Source organism: Arthrobacter sp. 10T419, from assembly GCF_056394105.1.
Genome location: NZ_JBFTHF010000015.1, coordinates 1 through 21,579 on the forward strand (window position 1 = coordinate 1; position 21,579 = coordinate 21,579).

Annotated in this window: 10 protein-coding genes; all 10 read right to left on the bottom strand. The window is 70.3% G+C overall.

The genetic code is table 11. The features are described from left to right. Positions 1-273: 273 nt before the first annotated feature. Complete coding sequence (locus tag AC1DBD_RS17445; protein WP_476926507.1) at positions 274-4,719, bottom strand: FtsK/SpoIIIE domain-containing protein; 4,446 nt, start codon at positions 4,717-4,719, stop codon at positions 274-276. Further along, entirely contained in the window at positions 4,716-5,420 is a 705-nt protein-coding gene (locus AC1DBD_RS17450) for a hypothetical protein (protein WP_476982670.1), read from the bottom strand. The genes AC1DBD_RS17445 and AC1DBD_RS17450 overlap by 4 nt, the downstream gene beginning before the upstream one ends. A gap of 69 nt (positions 5,421-5,489) precedes the next feature. After that, a complete protein-coding gene (locus tag AC1DBD_RS17455) occupies positions 5,490-7,142 on the bottom strand; it encodes a serine/threonine-protein kinase (protein ID WP_476982671.1) in 1,653 nt (550 codons plus the stop codon). Then, complete coding sequence (locus tag AC1DBD_RS17460; RefSeq protein WP_476982672.1) at positions 7,139-8,884, bottom strand: FHA domain-containing protein; 1,746 nt, start codon at positions 8,882-8,884, stop codon at positions 7,139-7,141. Before AC1DBD_RS17460 ends, AC1DBD_RS17455 begins: the two co-directional genes overlap by 4 nt. Then, positions 8,871-9,848 carry a PP2C family protein-serine/threonine phosphatase gene (locus AC1DBD_RS17465; protein ID WP_441419537.1) on the bottom strand — a complete coding sequence of 326 codons (978 nt, stop codon included), beginning with the start codon at positions 9,846-9,848 and terminating at the stop codon, positions 8,871-8,873. The genes AC1DBD_RS17460 and AC1DBD_RS17465 overlap by 14 nt, the downstream gene beginning before the upstream one ends. Further along, positions 9,845-11,317 carry an RDD family protein gene (locus tag AC1DBD_RS17470; RefSeq protein WP_476926511.1) on the bottom strand — a complete coding sequence of 491 codons (1,473 nt, stop codon included), beginning with the start codon at positions 11,315-11,317 and terminating at the stop codon, positions 9,845-9,847. The genes AC1DBD_RS17465 and AC1DBD_RS17470 overlap by 4 nt, the downstream gene beginning before the upstream one ends. After that, positions 11,314-13,881: a transglutaminase-like domain-containing protein gene (locus AC1DBD_RS17475; RefSeq protein ID WP_476982673.1), complete on the bottom strand. Its 2,568-nt coding sequence runs from the start codon at positions 13,879-13,881 to the stop codon at positions 11,314-11,316. The genes AC1DBD_RS17470 and AC1DBD_RS17475 overlap by 4 nt, the downstream gene beginning before the upstream one ends. Beyond that, complete coding sequence (locus tag AC1DBD_RS17480) at positions 13,878-15,209, bottom strand: DUF58 domain-containing protein (protein ID WP_441419534.1); 1,332 nt, start codon at positions 15,207-15,209, stop codon at positions 13,878-13,880. Before AC1DBD_RS17480 ends, AC1DBD_RS17475 begins: the two co-directional genes overlap by 4 nt. Before the next feature lie 75 nt (positions 15,210-15,284). Then, positions 15,285-16,256 carry an AAA family ATPase gene (locus AC1DBD_RS17485; protein ID WP_441419533.1) on the bottom strand — a complete coding sequence of 324 codons (972 nt, stop codon included), beginning with the start codon at positions 16,254-16,256 and terminating at the stop codon, positions 15,285-15,287. 97 nt (positions 16,257-16,353) lie between these two features. Then, the coding region (locus tag AC1DBD_RS17490; protein ID WP_476982674.1) for an Ig-like domain-containing protein at positions 16,354-21,579 on the bottom strand (5,226 nt) is incomplete at its 5' end.

A 21,579-nucleotide genomic window follows, 5' to 3' on the forward strand; every position in this document is an offset into this window, starting at 1 on the left:
GCTTCGTCCCAAGAGTCTTGAGCTGAGCAACATCTGCACCCCAAATAGCCATTCGAAAAAACTCCTTAGTTCACCGGACCCGAAACTCTCGGCATCCCCAGCGGCCCCCGGCTGATCCGGAAGATCCAATGCCTCGAACCTACCCTGCCGCGCAAAAAACTGTCGATGGGCAGCACTCCCCATCGCCCGGTCCCCCGCCCAAGTAGCTCGCAGTTGTTGTCGTTTTGAGGGCCCAAAACGACAACAACTGCGAGTCAGTTGGGCGGTCCCGGGCTAGTTCCGGTTCTCCGGCGGCAGGGCGATCTGCAGCTTGCGGACCTTGCCGCGACCCACGATGTAGCCGCGGCCCGGAATGAAGTCCCCGCTGATCCGGCCCAGCGAGGTGCTGAGCAGGCTGTCGCCCTCGATGTCCCCGGGGTTGAGCAGCAGGCCCCGGCGGCCGGACTTGAACGGTTGTGCCAGGGACCAGGCCGAGGACCAGGTGGAGGTCTCGGATTCGCCCACCACCCACTGCTCGGCCTTGATGGACGCGGTGACCAGCCGGCCGATGCCGGTCTCGGCCAGGGTGTCGGTGAAGTCCGTCAGGCCCTCGATGAAGATCGCCAGCTTGCCCGGCGTGCCGGTGGAGTAGTCCACCAGCTCGTCGATGGCCTCTTCGACGTCGTCCGCGCCTACCACGGAGCGGTCCCAGAGCTTGAGCGACGCCGCGGCGGACCGCCGCGAGCCGAGGTAGATCAGTTCCACGCCGGGGTTGGACCGGCGCAGCGCGTAGGCGAGGGTTACCAGCGCCACGGTGCGGCCCGAGCCCGGCGGGCCGGCCAGCAGCAGCGGGCCCTTGGCCAGGATCTCGGCGGCCTGCAGCGTCTCGTCGTCGACGCCGATCACCGGCAGGTCCGGACTGCCGGCCGGGAGCACGTCCAGGTCCACCGTGTCCGGCAGGCGTTCGATTTGCGGCGCCCGCTCCACACCCTGGCGCAGCATGGCCTCGCGAAGCTTCTGCACCTCGCGCGCCTGCACGGCCAAGTTGGAGTTCCCGCCGAGGACCGCCAGCTGCACCTCAAGGTTGCCCAGCAGGCCGCGGCCCGGCGGGGTGCCGGCACCGAGCACATCCTTGGACACGTCCATGGACATGTAGTCGTCCTCGGAGGACAGCCGCAGCACCAGCCGGCGCTGGATCGAGGCGAGCAGCGACGCCGGCACCGCGTTCGGCCGGTCGCCGGTGACGACCAGGTGGATGCCGAGCGGGCGGCCGTCGGTGGCCAGCTGCAGGAAGATGTCCCAGAGCGCCGAGAGCTTGCTGTATTCGTAGGCCTCGCGGAAGGCGGACATGCCGTCCACCAGGACGAAGATGCGCTTCTCGTCCGGCATTTTGGCCAGCTCGCGGTATTCCACGATCGTGGCGGCACGGACCTCGGCGTAGCGGGCCGAACGGTCGTCGGCGAGGTCGCGCAGCCAGCGCAGCAGCCGGCCGACGCGTTCGACGTCGTCGCCGTTGATGATCTCGCCGACGTGCGGCAGCGCGTCGAGCATCTTCAGTCCCGAGGAACCGCAGTCGATGCCGTAGACGTTGACCGGGCCGCCGCGCGGGGTCACGGCGGCAGCGATCGCGATGCCGCGCAGGGCCGCCGACTTACCCGAGCCGCCGGTGCCGTAGATGGCCATGTTGCCGTCGCGGTCCGGTTCGTAGAAGACGGTCGGCTGGTCCTGGTGCGCGGGGTCGTCCGCCACGCCCAGGAGCAGCCGCTCGTCGGTGCGCGGGTTCGGCAGCCGGGAGAAGTCGTAGGTCGTGGCCAGCTCATCCAGCCACGGCTTGCGGGGAGGCTCGATGGCGAGCACGTCCGCCGCCTTGATGATGTTCGCCGTCATCCGGGCGATGTCGTTGGGCCCGGCGGGTTCTTCCCGGGCCGGGGTCTCGGCCGCGGGGGCGGCCCAGGGGGCGCCGGACCCGAAGGCCATCTCGACGACGTCGATCCGCGGGCGCTGCGGCTTCTCCGTGGTCCAGCCGCCGGCGTAGCCGGTCTGGAAGCCCTGGATCCGGCCCGGCCCGGTCTTGGCCGCGCCGCGGCCCGGGATGGACGGGTCGAAGTACGCGGCGGTGGGCACGCCGAGGATGTCCACCGCGTCGTCCTCGTCGGCCATCCGCAGCGCCACGCGCAGGTTGGTGTTGGCGCGCAGGCTGTCCTTGATGACGCCGGCGGGGCGCTGGGTGGCGAGGATCAGGTGCAGGCCAAGCGAGCGGCCGCGGGCGGCGACGTCCACCACGCCGTCGACAAACTCCGGCACCTCGGTGGCGAGGGCGGCGAACTCGTCCACGATGATGATCAGGTAGGGCGGCGCCTCCGGGTCCGCCTGGCGCTGGAGTTCCAGCAGGTCCTTGGCTTTCTTTCGGTTCAGCAGCCGCTCGCGGTGGTGCAGCTCGGCGCGGAGCGAGGTCAGGGCGCGGCGGACCAGGTGCGGCGACAGGTCCGTGACCAGGCCCACGGTGTGCGGCAGGTGCAGGCAGTCCGCGAAGGCGGCGCCGCCCTTGTAGTCCACGAACAGGAAGCTCACCCGGTCCGGGCTGTACGCCGCGGCCATGCCCATCACCCAGGACTGCAGGAACTCGGACTTGCCGGCACCGGTGGTGCCGCCGACCAGGGCATGGGGTCCCTCGTTCTTCAGGTCGAGGTAGAGCGGTTCGATGCCTTTGGAGCCAACCAGGGCCCGGAGCGTGCCGTTGTCCTTGCGGTTCGGCTTGGCGCTGGCGTGCACGGAGTTGTTCTCGGTCCAGCGGTCCGCGACGGCCTGCGGGTTGTCCAGGAAATCCTTGCCGATCAATGTCGCGTAGGACACCGCCCGCGGCAGGTCGGAGTCGTCCTCGAGCGGCTTGCCGACGTCGACCACCGGGGCGAGCATGCGCGCCAGCTGGGCGGCGAGCCCGGCGTCGAGGCTTTCGCAGCTGACCGGGAACGTGTGCCGGCCCAGCCGGACCTGGCCGGTGGTGGTGCCGTGTTCGCCGTCGACCGCCATGAAGTCGCGGCAGGCTGCCGGGAGCTGCTGGACGGAGCTGGCCACCCACATGACGTGCACGCCGGAGTCCGGTCCGCGTTCGAGCACCCGGGTGAGCCGCCCCCGGTCCACCGGGGCGTCGTCCTCGACCACCAGGAGCACGGTGGGCAGTTGCGGTTCCGGGATGTCGGCGCCTTCCAGGGCGAGGCCGGGGCGCAGCTCCGGACGCGGCGACTGTGCCGCGGCCTCGCGCTGGTCGATCAGGTCCTCAAGTTTGGACAGCAGGGCCGAGCCGCCGGCCGGCCCGGCGGCGAGGTGGTCGCCGCTAAGCGGGCTGTGGCCGGAACCTGCGTGCGGCAGCCACTGCAGCCACTCCCAGCGGTCCTTGGACTGCGCCGAGGTGATGGCGGTCAGGACCACTTCGGCCGGGGAATGCAGACCCACCAGCTGCAGCACCATGCCGCGGGCCACGTCGTCGACGAGGCCGCGGGGCCCGGCCAGGCCGAACGAGCCGGCGGTGCGCAGCTGGGAGACGATCGGCACGCCCTCGATGCTGCCGAACTGGGCGATGCACTGCTGGATTTCGGCCATGTACTCAGGCTCGGTCTCGTTGCTGTGCGGTTCCTCGAACTGGATCCGGGACGGCGCCGTGCCGAGCCCGAACCGCAGTCCCAGGAAGCCGGCATGCTCGGGGCGGTGGGTCCAGAGCAGCGGGCCCAGTTTGTAGATGGAGTCCACGGTGTCGCTGACGGACGGCGCTTCCTGCAGCCTGACGGAGCGCTCCACTTTCTGCAGCGCGGTGATGTCGGCACGGAATGCGGCCATGGCGGCGCGGAATGACTTGAGTTGTTCCTTGCGTTCCCGCTTGCCCTGCATCTTCTGGTCCACGTAGTGGCCGACGATGAAGAGCGGCATCATCAGCATGAAGATCACGGACATCATGTTCTGCGTGACGGCAAAGATGACGGCACCCATCATCAGCGGGGCCACCAGCATGATGTACGGGAACGGGTGGTGCTCCTGGCGCTTCGGCCCGGCCGGCAGCGTCCGTTTGTGCGGTTCGAAGCGGGGCACGACGCGGGGCGAGCGGTTGAAATTGATCAGCGGGGAGCTCGGCGCCGCGCCCTGGCTCCCGCCCAGGGAGACCACGGACACGGTGGTGTCCCCGAGCGTGACGGTGTCCGAGGAGTTCAGCGTGGCGCGGCTGACCGGCAGGCCGTCCATCAGCAGGCCGTTGGCGGAGTTCGTGTCCACGATTTCCACGGTTTCGCCCACCGTGATGCGGGCGTGCCGCTTGGAGGTCAAAGGGTCGGTCAGCCGGACGTCGACGTCCCGGTCCCGGCCGATGTAGCTGGTGCCGGAGGGCAGCGAAAATTCGCGGCCGACGTCGGGGCCGGAGAGGACGCGCAAGGTCGCCGCCGCAGGTCCCCGGTTCGCCCCGGGCACCGCGAACTGCTCGCTGACCTGGGTCAATGCGACGATCGAGCCGGGCCGCAGCCCGGATTCAAGCAGGTTGTCCTCCCGGTTCAGGACGCTGCCTTTCATGCCGCCGGCGGCGAAGGCCTCCTCGATGCTGAGCGTGAGGTTCGACGGCGGCCGGGTTCCGCGCCGTGCCGGGTCCGCCGCCCAGAGCTCGGTGGCGATGTCCGCCACCGTGGCCAGGCCGTCGACCGTGACAGCGAGGTCCTTGGCCTCGGCGGGGTCGCGGCGCAGGGTCAGCCGGATCCTCATCCTTCGTCCCCTCCGCGCTGTGTTTCGAGCAGCACCAGGTCGGCAGCGGTCACGAGATGCGAGGTCACGGCGTGTTCCACGAGCCGTGCGCGTCGGTTCGTGGCGAGCTTGCCGGCTCCGCCGCGCAGTCCGGCGACTCCCACCCGGTCGAGTTTGTCACACACGTTGTCCAGCTTTCTGTTGAACCGGGTCAATGCCCAGCCCAGGGTTTTGGCCGCTTCCGCGGAGGAGGGGATGGCGCTGAAGCCGGTTCCGTCGCGGCGCAGCATCGGCTCGGCGAGCGCCACGATCAGGGCCTTCTGCGAGTCGGTGAAGACCACGGGTCCGATGGTGGTGTCTCCGCCGCTGTCCTCGCTGCGGGCCTGTTGCCGGAACGCCGGGGTCCGGAGGTGGACGGCAAACTCGTAGGTGGTGGGGCCGGCGGTGAAGATCACGTTGGTGTGGCTGAAGACCAGCGGAATGCGGGCTCCCGGTGCGAGCCAGGCCTGCATGCCGCCGGAGGCGTCCGCGATGGTCGCGCTGAGCATGCTGCCGACGTTGCTGAGCCACCAGATGCCGTCATACCGCGCTATCTGCAGGAACTGGCGGTGCAGGTACGGGTTGTCGTCCACTTCGAGGTCGCCCTCGCGGCCGATGCTGAAGATGTCCTCGTCGGATGGTTCGTGCCATTCGCCGCAGAAATCTATCGCTAGGTCCCCCATGGTCGGTGTCTCCTTGTTGGGCGGTATGCCTTGGTGTTTTCGGGTGTGCCCTGGGCAGGGATGTGGTGTTCAGGATTTCCTGGCGCAGGCGATGGAGTCCTGTTCCATCGGCGAGGACGCGCCGTCGGAGCGGACAATCATCACCTGGATACAGGTCTCCCCCGCCGGGTTGGGCTCCACCTGGACCCTGGCCGTGGTGGCGGCCTGGAAGTCGCCTTTGCCCTTTAGCGAGTACGTCCGCCACTTGTAGCTGTCGCCGGGCTTGGGCTGCGGGTTCTTCCAGGTGAAAGTGAGTTTTCCGGCATTGTCCGCCCTCCCGGAGAGCGATGCCACGTCCGGGACGGTGCCGTTGTCCAGGGCGTCCGCCGGCGGTTTACTGAGCTGCTCGGACGCTTTGGGGGCCGGCGCGGGTCCGTTGGTCCCGGCGATAATGCCGACGACGACGGCGATCGCCAGGACCGCGCCGCCGACGATCGAGAGCACGAGGTTCCGGCGGCCGTGGCCCGAGGGGGCACCGCCGGCTTCGCCGGAGCTCCCGCCGCGGGTGTCCTCCTGCGGCGCCATGCTGGAACGGTTGACCGTCGCGGCGACGTCGTCGTCCTCCGGGCGCGGCGCGGCGGCGGACGGCGCCGCGAACGCCGGCCCGGCGGCGGGCCGCTGGACGGTATCCCGGCTGGTGTCCCGGACGCCCGGGTTGTTGAAGGTGGTTGAGTCGTCCGGCGATGCTGCGGACGGCACCCGGGCCGGGAAGGTCGGGGCGTGCCCGGTGGCGTCGGGGTCGATGGCGGCGACGCTGCGGACGCGGGTTTCCTCGAAGGTGTCATCGGGGTGCGGCTCGTCGGCGCGGGGTTCTTCGAGGACCTCGAACGGCGTCACGGAGAGGTTCAGCTCCGCCTGGATGCGTTGCAGCGCCAGGGCAAAGGCGTGGGCGGAGGAGTACCGGGAGGCCGGCGACTTGGCCATCGCCGTGGCCAGGGCCAGCTCCAGGGACTCGGGCACGTCGGCACGGCCCAGCTTCGGCACCGGCAGGCTGGTGATCCGGGAGATCAACTCGCGCTGTGAGTTGTCCGCGCCCGGGAGCACGAACGGGGACCGGCCGGCCAGCAGGGTGTAGAGCGTGGCGCCGAGCGCCCAGACGTCCACCAGCACGCCGTCGACCTGCCGGTCGCTGAACTGTTCCGGCGGGGACCACGGGATGGACATGCCCGCGTCCTCGTCCTGGTCCCCGGCCAAGGTGCCGGAGATGCCGAAGTCGGTCAGCGCCGGCCGGTTGTAGTCCGTGACGAGGATGTTCGCCGGTTTGATGTCGCGGTGCGCGATGCCGGCGCGGTGCGCGGTTTCGACGGCGGAGGCCACCTGGATGCCGACGGCCAGGACCTCGTCCACGCTGAAACGCTGGCGGCGGTAGCGGACGTCCAGGCTCGGCCGGGAGCAGTACTCCATGGCCAGGTAGGAGTGCCCGGCCTCGGTGACCTCGGCCTCGAAAATCGTCACGATGTACGGGTGCGAGGACAGCTGGGCCATCAGGTTTGCCTCGGACTCGAAGCGGCGGCGGGCGCCTTCGGTCTTGAGGTCCGAGAGCAGCACCTTGACGGCCACCTTGCGGCGCGGCCGGTCCTGTTCGTAGAGGTAGACGTCCGAGAACCCGCCCGAGCCGAGCGGGCTGATGTAGGTGAAGCCCGGGATGCTGGGCGGCGGGGCGACGGGACGTTTGGCGTTCACAGGAGCTCCTCGAAGCGCAGCTGAATGCCGTCGCCCAGTTCGGCAATGTCGCCGTCGAACAGGATCGCCATCTCGCCCTGGGCGAGCCGGCGCGGGGCCTGGCCCTCGCGCAGCAGCACCGTGCCGTTGGTGGCCTTGAGGTCGCACAGCATCACGTGCCAGCCCTCGAGCCGGACCTCCACGTGCGAGCGGGAGATGTCGCCGCCGGGACTCGCCACCTGGACGAGTTTGGGCATTACGGCGCCCTGCACGCGGGACACGGAGGGTTGCCGGCCCACGATCAGCGACTGGTCGAGGTCGATCAGTTCGCCGGTGGAGAGCCGCATCCGGCCCAGCCTGGGGCGGCGGACCTGGACACCGTCCCCGGGCAGCGCCTGGTCGCAGTAGGCGCACTGGGCGTTGGTGGGCGGGTTCGCGTGGCCCTGCGGGCACACCCGGGCCAGCACCATGGGGCCTGTGCCGGGGTCTTTGGCTGTGTCTTTGGTTGTGTCTTTGGCGGGAGAGGGTCCCGGGCTTGCGGCGGGGCTGCCGTTGAGGGCGCTCTTCATGATGGTCTGGCCGTCGTGGTCGGCATCACCGGCCGGCGCCGGAACCTGTCCGGCGGGCTGCGGGGAGGGCGGGGTCAACAGCGACGGCGGCGCGACGGGACCGGGGGCGCGCGGCGCCAGCGGGGCGTCGGGCGTCCGCTCGCCGCCGGTGCGCCAGGGCACCGAGTCGATCAGCCCGCTGGGGGCGGCCGGGCGGGCTGCCGGCTCGGGCGCCCGGAGTGCCGCGGGCTCCTCCGCCTGTTCCTCCGCCGGGGCGATAGCCGCTGCGGCGGGGTCGGGTTCCCCGGCGTCGGACGGCTCCGGCGCGGGTTCCTCCTCGGCCTCAGGATCCTCGCGCACGGCGGCGTCTTCGATGTTCCGCATCACCGTCTGTTCCCAGAGGTGGTCGTAGCTGCTGGTCGGCTCCTGCTCGGCAGGCTCCTGCTCGGCGGGCTCAGGCTCGGCAGGCTCCTGCTCTGCGGGTTCCGGATCTGCGGGTTCCGGCGACGGAGGGGCGGCCGCCTCCGTGGCGAGTCCGGCGTCGAGCTCCTCCTCCGGAAGTTCCAGCACCGTGTCGGCCGAACTGCCGAGATCGCTCAGTTCGGCGGCGATGTCCGCTTCGGCGGCGGCCAGCAACTGGTCCTCGACGGCGGCTTCAGGCACGGCGCCGGGGAGAGCCGTGGGGACGCCGTCGGGGACGGCAATATGGGGCGCCGCGTCCGGCCGCACGGCGGCGGCGGACGGGTTTGCGGACAGACCGCAGGACAGTCCCTGCAGCAGGACCACGCCGTCGCCCAGCGGCAGCGCGCCCGCCGGGGCGGTGGCAGTTGCCGCGGGGATGTCCACGCTGAAGTTCTCGGCCGCCGCAAAGCGCCGTTCGGTCCAGGTGGTCACGTCACGGCCGCTGAGCGCGACGGATTCCCCGCCGTCCAGCCGGACCTCCAGATCGATCTCGCCGCGCAGGAACACCTGCAGCGAACCGCGCAACCCCACGATCCCGAACCAGGGCAGCCGGGCGAGCGAGCCGCCCGAGGCCGAGGTCACGGCGTCCAGGACCTCATGAATCTCCGGGTCTCCGGCCAGCAGGGTCCAGAGCGAGTCGACCAGGGCGCGGTCGGTGTCCGGGCGCAGCAACACCACAGTTCCGGAGCGGACCACGCCCAGCCAGGTTCCCGGCGTGTAGCTGACATCGCCCGGCCGGTTAGCGGACGCCATGGGGCTCCTCGCCTGATCCGGCCGCGGCCCCGCCTTCGTGCTCCGCCGCGGTGCCGGCGACTCCGCCGTCGGGGGCGACGTCCAGCACCTCGGTGCGCGGCAGGGTGTTTTCGTCTTCGGCCTCCGCCGGCGTGCGCGGGGCGGTCTGCGCGCCGTCGTCGTTCGCCACGTTGCTCGCGTCCACCACGATGCAGGTGACGTTGTCGCGGCCGCCGCTGCGCAGGGCTGCCTGGATCAGCTCGTCCACGGCGGCCTGCGGATCCGGCTCGGAGACCAGGATGCGGGCAATCTGCTCGTCGTCGAGCTCGCCGTTGAGCCCGTCCGAGCAGACCAGGATCCGGTCCCCCTCCTCGACGGGCAGCAGCCAGTAGTCGGCTTCGGTCTCGTCGCCGGTGCCGAGCGCACGGGTGACGACGTGGCGGCGCGGGTGGACGGCGGCCTCGGCCGCGGTGATCTCGCCGGCATCAACCAGCTCCTGCACCTCGGAATGGTCCACGCTCACCTGGCTGAGCTTGCCCTGGCTGAGCCGGTAGGTACGGGAGTCGCCGATGTTGAGCACCAGCCAGTACGGGATGCCCGACTGTTCCACCACGACGACGCCGGAGAGCGTGGTGCCGGCGCGGGAGCCGGTCGCCTCGCGGATGCCGGCGTCGGCTTCGAGCAGGTATTGCTGGACGACGGCGGCGGTGGCGTTCCGCTCCCCCGTGGCGAGCTGGGGAATTTCGGAGAGGGTGCGCACGCAAATGCCGCTCGCGATCTCGCCGGCCTCGTGGCCGCCCATGCCGTCGGCGACCGCAAAGACCGGGTCGGCCGCGATGAAGGAGTCCTCGTTCATCTCACGGCGCAGGCCGCGGTCCGTGCCGTAGCCACAATTGAGCCGCAGGCTGGGGGCACTGCTCGGGACACTGCTGGGGGTGGTTCCGGGGGCTTCGGCGGGAGGAACGGATGCCGGCTGGGATGTCATGCCTGTCCTAGGTAGAAGGAGCGGTCACCGAAGTGCACGGTGGATCCGGGGCGTACGTGGGTGGGTTCCCCGGGTGCCAGTGCGGTGCGGATACCGTCCGGCGTTGTGACGGCGCTCCCGTTGGTGGAGTTGCGGTCCGTCACCCAGATGCCGCCGTTTCCGGCCAGCACATGGAGGTGGGTCTTGGAGATGGAGCGTCCCGGGTCGGCCACCGGCAGCAACTGCACGGATTCCTCGCCGGGGTGGCCGGCGGGGTTGCGCCCAATCAGCAGGGACCGGTCCAGTTCCACCTCCCGGCCGTCGTCGATCCTGATCCGCAGGATGGCCACGGTGACCGGCGCGGAGCTGTCGCCGCGGACCTGCGTGCGGTCGTGGTCGTCGTCGGGGTGTGCGCTGAACGCACGGCCATTCACGGCTTGGCTCCGGACGGCCTCGATCGGGGCGGCGCCGGGGTCGGCGGGCATTGGCCGGAAGGATGCCGGCGGAGCCGCTGCCGGAGCGGGCGCGGGCGCGGGGACCGGCACGGAAGCCGGCACGGCCGCGGGCGCCTGCGGCTGCAGCCGCGCGGCGCCGGCCACCGGCGAGGCGACTTGCTGCACCGGCGGAAGGTCCAGAGGGGCAAAGCTGTAGGGGCCCTGGATGCCGCCGGTGGTGATCGGGTTCCGGCCGGCCTTGATGTCGAAGACGAGGGTCTTGGCGGCGGTGTCGTGCCAGCCGCGCAGCCTGCTGTTGGGATCCCAGGTGTTGGAGACGACCACGAGGACGGCCCAGGCGGCACCCACCAGGGCGAGCGGCCCGAGGATCACCAGCGCGGCGCCGAACCACTGGAAGACCACCACCAGCACGGCGGCCAGGGCGGCCAGCAGCACACCGGCCCCGGTGATCAGGCCGCGGAGGAAGACCGCTCCGCCGCCGGGCGCGTACCCATCGGCGTCGGCGCTGCGGATCCCCACGATGCGGTTGCCGAGGGTGTTGCCGGACCGGCCCTCGATCATGGCCTGGACCAGGGTGTAGACGAGCGTGGCCCCAAGCCCGATGCCGCCAAAGAGCACCAGCGAGGAAGTGTTGTAGACGATGGTGCCGGCGCTGCGTGATTGGGTGACGCCGGCGAAGCCGACGGCGAAGAGCACCACCAGGAGCGCCACGGGGCCGGTCCAGTCCAGCACCGCCGCGCCGAGCCGTTTTCCGGCGTCCGCGGGAACCAGCTCAAGCTTGTTCGGCAAAACGGTACCTCCCCCTTGTCCGTGGACACCCTGTCCGTTCAGCTGCACTCCGGCAGGTGCCTGCCCCGGCGCGAACGAACCGCCGTGCCCGGAAGGCGCTACCGGGATAGTACCGGGTGTTGGGTCCGCCCGCCCGGCGTTGCGCGCCGACCGGTTGATCAGCGGCGCCGCGCAGGAGGTGCAGAACGCGGCGCCGGGCCGGATCGGCTGGTGGCAGCGCGGGCAGCGCTCGACGTCGTCGGTCATGGCTCGTTGCGGTTCTTCCTGGCTGTTCCCTGTGGTTCCTGGTGCGGACCGGGCTCCACTGTACTAGCTGGACCGAAGCTGGCCGGGTCAACCGTAGCCGGACCGGACACCGGGCCGGAGCCGCCGGGAACCCCGCCGCCGCGGCGCCGGCCGGGCAGGACCGGGCGGAGTCCGCTCAGCTTCAGCGCGGCCCGGCCGTCGGCCAGCAGTGAGCGTGGCGAGAAGCGGGCCTGCTGGCGGCGCCAGAAGCCCACGGTCCCGGTCATCTCCTTGAGCGAGCCGTCCACGATCTCCCAGTACTCGCGTACCTGCTCCTCGCTCGGCTCGGCTGCCCCGAAAATGGCGGCGTCGGCGCGGTGGGCGAGCAGCGTGGTGGTGCCCTGGCTCGCGGGGAACGCTTCGCCGAGCACGACGGCGGACTCCCGGCGGGTGGCGCGGTTGTCCACGCCGGCGCCGAGGTCGGTCGCGAGGCTCAGCACCTCGCTCCAGCCGCCGCCGACGCGCTGCGCGGGGTGCCCGTCGGTGAACCGGGCCTTCCGGCGTCGGGATTTCAGCAGCGCGATCAGCAGCAGCGGCAGCGCGAGGACCGCCACCGGTATCAGCGCCGTGCCGATCGCGGCGAGCAGGGGACCCCAGAACAGCCAGGGGTTGTTCTTCTTCTGGTCGGCGTCGAGCGCGTCCGGCGAGGAGTCCGGCGGCAGTTCGGCCGGTTCCTGCGGCGGGGGCGGCGGCTGCAGGACCTGCGGCTTGGGCTTGGACTTGTTCTCCGGATCCGGCGGGATCGGCACGTTGTCCTTGGGCGGCGTGGGATCGAAGGACACCCAGCCCACCCGGTCGAAAGCGACCTCAACCCAGGCGTGCACATCCTTGCCGGTGATCTGCACTTCGCCCGCACCGTTTTCCGGGCTCTTCGGGTCCGGGTAGAAGCCCATCACCACGCGGGAGGGGATACCCAGATGACGCAGCATGAGGGACATGGCGACGGCGTACTGTTCGTCGTCGCCGAGCATCTGCTTGGCCGTCAGCAGGCTGCGGATGCGGTTGGAGCTGTGGCCGGAGACGCTGGGGAGCTGCCCGTCGGCGATCAGGCCGTTGCTGAAGGCACCCTTCTTCTGGAAATGCGCCTCAATCTGGCGGACCCGGTCGATCGCGGTGGGCGCGTCGGCGGCGAGGTCGTTCGCCTGCGAACCGACCACCGGCGGGACCTCGCCCGGGTCCGGCAGCGACACCTTGGCGAAGTCGTACTGGGTCAGCTGGCCGTGCTCCAGCATCGCAGGGTCCGCCACCTGGACGCTGTAGGAATCGCCCTTGCCCAGCCCGCGGGTGGTCACGGCGGTGTCCGTGCCGGAGTTGAAGTACAGCCCGGAGGCTGCGCCCGAGCCGTCCCGGGCAAAGCTGATGCCGGTGGTCTTGCGGCCGCCCGGCAGGAAGTAGCCCTGGTAGTCCTCGATCGTGATGTCCAGGGTGTAGTTGTTGGTCGGCACGATTCCGGTGGTGTCGGCGAGGGTGTTCAGGGACTTCGCGTCGCCCACCTTGCTGAAGCTGCCGGAACCGTTCGGGTCCATGTTGTAGTTGGTGCCGTTGAAGGCGTCCAGGGCGGCGAGCCGTACCCGGCCGTCCTTGGGCAGGCCCTTGACCAGGAAGAGGTTGTCGTCTTTCTTGTCCTTGACGAAGTTGCGGAAGCTCGCCAGCGGTGTGACGTAGTCCTTCGGGTCGAACGGGGGCACGATCGTGTTGCGCAGCACCTTCCGGTCGTCACCGGCGGCCACCAGCGGGGACGCGACGGCGGTGATCCCGACGGCGACGGCGATCACCGCGGCGGCGGTGCCCACCCGGCGGAGCCGCGCAGTGCGGGCAGCCGCCTGGTCCGTGTCCGGCCGGTTCACCGATACCTTGCGGGTGTCGCTGCTGCGCAGGGCGTCGCGGCGGAAGGTGGCCCAGGCGATCGCGACCACGGTCAGCGAGATGCCGCGTTCCACGGTGAGGAAGCCGGCGTTGGTGCTGAACGCGATGCCGGTGATGAACAGCAGCAGCACCGGCAGCAGCGGCCAGTACGGGCTCTTGAGCCGCCAGATAAGCAGCCCGGCAGCCAGGGCGGTCAGCAGCGAGCTCAGGAACGGGACGATCAGCGTGCCGCCCGCGGTCCCGACCGGCACGCCGACGGTCAGCATGTCCTTCCAGGCGAAAACCACGCCCACCAGCAGGGTCCGCAGCGATTCGAGGCTGGGCAGGAAGCCGGCGATCGAGGCTTCCGGCACGGCCAGGCCGGTGCCGAAAACCAGGTAGGCGCCCACCGCGAGCGCGGTGGTGATCAGCACTCCGAGCCGGAAGTGCACCTTGGCGGCAGCGACGCCGAGGCCCAGCAGGATGCCGCCGAAACCGGCGGCCAGGTAGTACGGGTCGCCGCCGAAGCTGAGGCTGAAGCCGAGCACGCCGAGCCCCAGCAGCAGGGTGAGGGCGCCGGCGTCGAGCAGGTAGTGCCAGGCCGGCTGACCGTCGGCGAAGCCGGAGCGGCGGGGTGCCGCGGTGTTGTTGCGGGGCCGGAAGCCCGTGGCGTTGCTCATGCGGCCGCCTTCCTGAGCACGATGGCCAGTTCGGAGAGATCGCCCAGGGTGAGCACGGTCAGGTCCGCGATGTTGGCCCGGGCCGGGGCGGCCCCGGCCTGGATCCGGACGGCGAGGCTGCGCACGCCCGGCGGGACCGAAGCCGAGGCGGAGCGCAGCTGGGTGGGGGTGACGTTGCTGCCCACCACGAAGAACACCACGGAGGCGTTGGGCACGGTGTCGGCCAGGGTCCGGGCGAGGTCGACGGCGTTCTTGCGCTGCGGCGCGCCGACAATCCGGGTCATGTCATCGAGCATGTTCCGGCCGGTCTGGCAGCGCAGCGGCCCCTGCTGGGTGAGGACGTCGAGGTCGCGCTGTTCCCGGATGGCCTGCAGTCCGATCGAGGCGGCGGCGGAGATGGCCAGCTCGAACTCCTCCTCGGAGGCGTACTCGTCCGTGTTGGTGGAGAGCGAAATGGCCAGGTGTGCCCGCCGGGTCTCCTCGAACTGGCGCACCATGAGTTTGTTGGTCCGGGCCGTGGTCTTCCAGTGGATGTGCCGCCGGTCATCGCCGGGAACGTAGTCGCGCAGCGCGTGGAAGGAGACATCGGCGCTGGAGAGGTCGGTGGTGGGCATACCCTCCAGGTCGCGGATGAAGCCCGCGGCGGAACCGGCCAGGGCCACGGTCTTCGGGTGCACGTAGAGGTCCTCGGGTTCAGTCCAGAGCACCTGGCGGCGCAGCAGGTGCAGGGGGTCGGCGCGCACGGACCGGACCGGGCCCACCACAATCACGGCGCGGCGTGCGGTGGGGATGGTGAAGAGGTCCTCGTGGACCTGCCCGGGTTTCATCCGGGGCAGGTGGAACACGGCGGTGGCGGCTCCCACCGGGAGTTCCAGCGCGGCGGGCAGCAGCGGGCGGGCGGAGGTGTTGGACACTGCGATGCTGCCGACGGCGCTGTCCCCGACGGCCACCCGGGTCCGGGCGAGGTCCAGCAGCACGCCGTAGGAGGAGCGGCCCAGGATGAAGCCGACCGCCAGCACCAGCAGGACGAAGGCGGCGATCGCGGCGGCCTTGGCTTCCTGCCAGCCGTAGGCCTGGCCGGCGCTCCACAGCAATATTGAGGCTGCCAGCACGGACCAGCCGAGCACGCTCACGACGGAGAGCACGGGCCAGAGGTGCCGGCGGAAGCGCCCGCGGATGGCGCGCCAGGCCGGGTCCAGGGCCAGGGCGGCGGCGCTGCGGGCCTCGGCCCAGACGGCGGAGGGGTGCAGCCGGGAGGGACCGGCGGCCCGGGACAGGGGCCGCTTCAGGCGTTCAGCAAGCCGAGTCAACGGGGTGCTGGTGGACATATGGGTGCCTTTGTTCGTGCATGGTTGCGGGGCTGGAATCGGGGCCCCGCGGCTGGACTCGGTCGGAGGCGCCGCCTAGACGGCGGCCCGCTGCTGCGGGGCGGCGACGTCGGCCAGCACCCGGGCCAGGACGGCCTCGGCGGTGGCGCCGGAGAACTCCGCCTCCGGGTCCATCACCAGGCGGTGGGTCCAGACGACGGCGGCGAGGTCCTTGACGTCGTCGGGCAGGACGAAGTTCCTGCCCTGGCTCGCCGCCCAGACCTTGGCCGCACGGACCATCGCGAGGGCGCCGCGGACGGACACGCCCAGGCGGGTCTCCGGGGCGCTGCGGGTCTCCTCGCAGAGCCGGGAGATGTATTCCAGCACCGCGGTGTCCACGTGGGTGGTGGCGGCGAGGTCGGCCATGTCCGCGACGGCCTGGGTGGTGATTACGGCCGTGATGTCCTTCGAGCGGTCCTTGAGGTTGGCGCCGCCGAGCAGCTGCACGGTGGAGGCGTGGTCCGGGTAGCCGATGGAGGTCTTGATCAGGAAGCGGTCCAGCTGCGCCTCGGGCAGGCGGTAGGTGCCGGCCTGCTCGATCGGGTTCTGGGTGGCCATGACCATGAACGGCCGGCCGGCCTCGTAGGTGGAGCCGTCCACGGTGACCCGGGACTCCTCCATGACCTCCAGCAACGCCGACTGGGTCTTGGGCGAGGCGCGGTTGATCTCGTCGGCGAGGACGATGTTGTTGAAGATCGGGCCCTTGTGGAACTCGAACTTCTGCGTCTTCTGGTCGTAGATGGTTACGCCCGTGACGTCCGAGGGCAGCAGGTCCGGGGTGAACTGGATGCGGTTGTTGGAGCCCTGGACGGTCGCCGCAAGGGCGCGGGCCAGTGAGGTCTTGCCGGTTCCGGGAGCGTCCTCGAAAAGCACGTGGCCTTCGGCCAGCATGGCCGTGAAGGTCAGCCGGATGACATGCGCCTTCCCCAGCACGGCCTGCCCCACGTTGGCAACGAGCTTCTCAAAGGTGCCGGCAAACCATTCGGCCTGCTCAGTTGTCATCGTCATGCGCTGGTTCCTCTTCCATTCGGGTAATGCGTTGGGGTGTGCGCCGGCGGGGAGTCCCCGCGATGGCCGGCGTTTAGTTTAGGGGAAAGGATTGCGGTCATCGCTGGGGCATTCCCGCCGGCGGGGTGGAGCCCAGGCTGGTGGTGTCTCCCCGGGCAAAGTTGCCGGCGGCGGGGCCGGACGTCAGGTGGTACCAGAGCCGGCCGGACGAGCCCCAGCGGACGTAGTAGTCCGCCTGCGCGGTGATGCCGGTGTCGAACCACTTGCCCGGGCTGATGCACTGGTCCGGGTTGCTGTTCCGGTAGCTGTCCGTGCTGCTGCTGGGTTCCGTGCAGGTGCGCACCGGGGTGGCCCGGATGGACCAGGACGTGGGGGTCGGGCTGTCCCCGGACGTGGAACCGGCGCTGCCGGCCGGGCCGAAGACCACGGTGTAGGCCTTGACCCGCAGGGTGTGGTTTTTGTTCCAGCCGCCGCCGGAGGCGTCAAAGCGCGTGGCCGTGCCGACGTTGCGCCAGCTTCCACCGTCGAGGCTGACCTCGTAGTGGTTGAGCGCGCGGCCGTTGGTGGCGGGCTTGCTCCACGTCCAGTGGACCTGTCCGTCGCCCTGCGCCGACTTACGGCCGTCCACGTTGGGCGCGTTGGGCGGTCCGTAGGGGTTGGCGGTGCCGATCGCTTTGGCGTCCCCGGAGATGTTGTTCTTCGTGGAGGTCGCGATGATGTTGATCGTCACGTTCTGGCCGTTGGGCAGTCCCCCGATCGTGGCGCCGCCTGCGGCGATGCCGCCTGCCTTCACCACGCCGCCGGATGTGGAGGCCCGGTAGCTGTACTGGATCTCGCTGGCCTGCGAACCGTTGCGCTGGGCCTGGGTCAGCGGCGTGAACGTCACCCTCAGTTGCCCGCTGGCCCCGGTTTCCTTGACTGTCCCGCCCGAGACCATTCCCGGTTTACCGGCGGCCCGGATGGGTGAGGAGGCGGCACTCGTGGCCGAGGTTCCGGCCTTGTTCATGGCGGAGACGGTGAAGGTGTAGTCGGCTTCGGAGTTGTCCACCGTGACGTTCTGCGAGGTGGCGGTGACCTTCTGCGTCGCCACGGCGGCTCCGCCGCGCAGCGTGGTCAGGGTGTAGGAGGAGACGGCGTCGCCGTTGTTGTCCGGCGCCGCCCAGCTCACCCGGAGCTGGCTCTGGTTCCCCACCGAGCTGGCCGACGCCGCACTCGGCGCCGCCGGGGTTGCCGGCTTGCCCGCCGGGGTTTCCGCGGCGGAGTAACCGCTCCATTCGGAGGGCTCCTTGGCGTCGTTGCGGGCCAGGACCCGGACCTTGTAGGCCACGCCGTTCTCCAGGCCCTTCCAGACGTAGCTGACCGACGTGAGGTTCTGGATCTGCGCGTTTTGCCCCGCCGGCGCGGGCGAAATTTCCAGATCGTAGGACTTGACCGGCGAGCCCTTGGAGGCCGGGGCAACCCACGTCACCGCCAGTTGCTTGTCGCCGAATTTCAGCGACGGCGCCGCTGGGGTATCCGGCTTGACGTCGGGGCGCACCTCGGCCGACGCCGGGGAGCGTTCGGATTCGTCGATGGCGTTGGTGGCCGTGACCTGGAAGTGGTACTTCGCGTTGTTGGTCAGGCCGGTGAGCGTGCAGCTGTTCGCCGGGCAGTCCTGCCGGAATCCGCCCTCGCCGTACACCGTGTACTTGGTGATCGGGGATCCCCGGTCCGCCGGCGCGGTCCAGTTCAGCAACGCGGTGCCGTCCCCCACGCTCGCCGCCTGCGGAGTGGTGGGTGCCAGCGGCCGGTCCTTGACGGTCAGCCGGATCCGGGCCGTGGCCTGGCGGGACGGGTCCTCGGTCTTGTCGGCGATGGTGTAGGCCACGACCATGGTGCCGGAGAACCCTGCGGCCGGTGTGACCACGACGTTGCCGCCCTCGACGCCGACGTTCCCGGAGCCGGTTTCGGCGGTCGCGGCGACGATTTTGAGCGGCGACTCAGGGAACGGATTCGAGTCGTTGGCCAGGACGGGCACGGTGGCCGGTTTGCCGGCGGCGGCGTTCGGCTCGAGGTCGTCGTTGGCCACGGGTTTGGGCCGGTTGGAGGCGGTGACCGTGAACCGGTACGTTGCGGTGGTTTCGAGGCCGCGGGGGTCCTTGGCCTTCACCTGCACGGCGCCGTCCGCGCCGGCGTCGCTGCCGTCCTTGGCAGAGAGCTTCAGGGCCTGTCCCTCGACTCGGGCGTCGAAGCCGGGTGGGACGTTGCCCGCCAGTTCGTACTTCATGTTCTGCACGTCGCCGTCGTCCGGGTCCGTGGTGAGCCGGGCCAGGTCCACGCTGGTGGCGTCGCCCTTCGGCAGGTCCACCTGGCTGCCCAGCAGCACGGGCGGGTTGTTCCGGTTGGGGTCCGGGAGGACCTTGGTGCGGATGCTAAGCGTTGATTTCAGGCCGGCCGGATCGTCCGGGCCGGTGCCGTCGGTGACCTCGAAGCTGAGCGAGCCGGGGCCCGCGTAGTCCTGGCCGGCCGTGTACTTCAGGGCGGTGCCGTTGTTGGCGACCGGATCTGAGCCGTCGGCGCCGATCAGTTTGATCCGGTCCGTCTGGGTCAGGCGCGGCGAGCGGCCGTCGCGGACCTTGACCCACTCCTTGAGGTCCACGGTGACCGACTGTCCCGCAACCACTTCCACGACGTCGTCCTTGGCCAGCGTGGGCACCTGCTGACCGATGCCGGGCACCCAGATGATGGCCGTTGATTTCTGGCCGTCGACGTCTTCGACGGTGTAGGGGATCAGCTGCGGCTGTTCGGTGAGTTCGACGATCATGTTGCCCTCGGTGCCGGGCCGGGCGGTCTTGGCCTCGGTGCTGACCTTGAGGTTTTCGCCGACGCCGTCGGGGTCTTCGTCGTTCTTGAGCACCGGGACGTCGACGGCGGTCTTGCCGAGCGTTTGGGCGGAGGTCACCCGGTCGTCGCGGGCGATGGGTGCCTGCAGGGGCACGTCCTTTTGGACCTTGACGGCGACGGCGGCCTGGGCCGTGGCGCCGCGGTCGTCGGCAACCTTGTAGCGGACGTTAACGGTGCCTTCCTGGCCCGGGGCCAGCAGGATGATGCGGCCGCTCTGTTTGCTGACCGTGGCCTGCAGCTCGGGGGCGGCTTCGATGCCGCCGGCCAGGATCCGGATCGGGTCGCCGTCGGGATCGGTGTCGTTGCCGGTGGCGTCGACGGCGATCTGGCGGCCGGGACGCACGGCAACGGCGTCGTCCACGGGCGTCGGCTTCTGGTTGGTGTCCCCGCGTGGGGCGATGCCGACGGTGACGGTGCCGGTGTTCACGGCGCCCTGCCGGTCAACGACCTTGTAGCGGAAGGTGTCGGTACCGGCGCCGTCGCCGGCTGCGGTGAAGTCGATGAAGGTGCTTCCGGCGGTGGCGGTTCCCATCGAGGGGGTGCTGTCGATGCCGGTCAGCTGGACGGAGTCGCCGTCGGGGTCGATCCCGTCGAGTTCCACGGGAATCCGGACCGAGCCGCCGGCCACCACGCGGGCGGTGAGGTTTTTCGGCTGCGGCCGTGAGTTCTGCGCGCCTTCCAGCGGAAGGATGTGGATGGTGACGGCCGCGGCGCTCTTCTGGCCCTGCGGGTCCGCGGCGTTGTAGATGGCCCGGACGGTCTTGGGCACGCCGCCGGCAATGAAGCGCAGCGTGTTTTCCGAGACGAAGCTTTTGCCGTCCGTGGCCGGGACGGGCTGCGGCAGCACCGGGTCCACGGTCAGCTTTTGGCCCTGCGGGTGCGTGTCGTTGGCCAGGACGGGGATGGTGACGACGTCGTTGACGCGGACGTTCACCTCGTCCGGCTTGGGCTGGGGCGCCTCGACGACGGCGGGTGCCGGAACGGGGACCACGGAGACGCTTCCGGTGGCGGACTTGGAGCCGTTGGACATGGTGTAGCGGAAGATGAACGGTTCCTTGGTGCCGGTGATGTCGGTGATCCGCAGCACGGCGTGGTCGATCACACTGACGGAGGCGGTGGCGTTCCCGGGCAGTTGCACGGACTGCAGCACCAGCACTCCCCCGGCCGGGTCCGAGTCGTTCGCGAGCGGGTCCACCAGCACGCTGCCGCCGGCCGGCAGCAGCGCGACGTCGTGCACGGCCACGGGGTCGCCGGTGTCCTTGCCGGACTCCACGTCCACCCGGATCAGGCCCTGGGTGCTTTGCGGGCCGTTGCTGGCGATGTAGCTCAGGTAGACCGGGCCCGGGGTGTTGCTGCGGAAGGTGAACGTTCCGCCGTCGGTCACGGGGCCCAGCTCGGCGGTTCCGGCCGCTTCCACCTGGGCCAGGCGCAGGGCGCCGCCGTTGGGGTCGACGTCGTTCTTCAGCGGTGCGATCACGAGGTCCTGGCCGACGACGGCGCTCACGTGGTCCGCGTTGACCACCGGCTGCAGGGCACCGGGGGGCTGGACGTTGACGATCACCTTGCCGGTGGTGGTGGCCCGGCCGTCCCAGACGGTGACGGTGACGGTCTTCTTGCCGGGGGCCGCCCCGGAATCCTGGTAGCTGAGCAGGCCGTCGCGGCGGACCTTGGCCTGGTCCTGGTCGTTGTCCGCCTTGGCGTCCATCAGGACCAGGTCGTCGCCGTCGGGATCGGTCCAGTCGGTGAGGATGTTCTGGCTGACGGTCTTGCCCTGCTCCACGAGCATGGTGGTGGGCTCCCCGCGCTTGAAGAGCGGGGGTTTGTTTTCGTCATCGCCCACGACGCTGAGGGTGATGCTGCCGCCTGCGGACAGGCCGCGGCCGTCCGCGGCGTTGTAGCCAAAGGTTTCGGTGCCGGGTTTCGCGTCGGCCGGGACGGTGACTTGGAAGGCCGTGCCGCCGTAGATACTTTCGAGGCTGCCGGCCTTGGGGCCGTTGCCGGAGACGGCGGCGGTCAGGACGTCGCCGTCGGGGTCGGAGTCGTTGTCCAGCACGCTCAGCACCGTGGTGCGGCCGGGACGGACGCCGACGGCGTCGGGCTTGGTTTCCGGGGGCCGGTTGGGCTTGGTGCGGTCCGGGAGGATGTTGACAGTGTTGTTGTCCGCTGATTCCTGGTCCTGGTCGTTGGACTGGTTCTTGGGCGGGATGACGTCGTCCCAGTTGTTCACCAGCTGCATGTTCTGGTTCACCAGCCACACATTGCCCGAATTCACATCATTGAGCACCACCACGTCCCGGTTCACCCGGAACACATACGACGGCGACGCGGACGCCTTCGGCACATCCACGCTCCTGTCATCGGCATCACTGCCGCAGTCCCGCACATACTTATTCGCCCCCGACCACGCCGCATGCACACAACCACCCAACTGCACCGGCGC

Coding starts and splice junctions, on each gene's coding strand:
- AC1DBD_RS17465 (WP_441419537.1), bottom strand. CDS start 9,848: ATGACATCCCAGCCGGCATCCGTTCCTCCCGCCGAAGCCCCCGGAACC.
- AC1DBD_RS17470 (WP_476926511.1), bottom strand. CDS start 11,317: ATGACCGACGACGTCGAGCGCTGCCCGCGCTGCCACCAGCCGATCCGG.
- AC1DBD_RS17450 (WP_476982670.1), bottom strand. CDS start 5,420: ATGGGGGACCTAGCGATAGATTTCTGCGGCGAATGGCACGAACCATCC.
- AC1DBD_RS17445 (WP_476926507.1), bottom strand. CDS start 4,719: ATGAGGATCCGGCTGACCCTGCGCCGCGACCCCGCCGAGGCCAAGGAC.
- AC1DBD_RS17480 (WP_441419534.1), bottom strand. CDS start 15,209: ATGTCCACCAGCACCCCGTTGACTCGGCTTGCTGAACGCCTGAAGCGG.
- AC1DBD_RS17485 (WP_441419533.1), bottom strand. CDS start 16,256: ATGACGATGACAACTGAGCAGGCCGAATGGTTTGCCGGCACCTTTGAG.
- AC1DBD_RS17460 (WP_476982672.1), bottom strand. CDS start 8,884: ATGGCGTCCGCTAACCGGCCGGGCGATGTCAGCTACACGCCGGGAACC.
- AC1DBD_RS17475 (WP_476982673.1), bottom strand. CDS start 13,881: ATGAGCAACGCCACGGGCTTCCGGCCCCGCAACAACACCGCGGCACCC.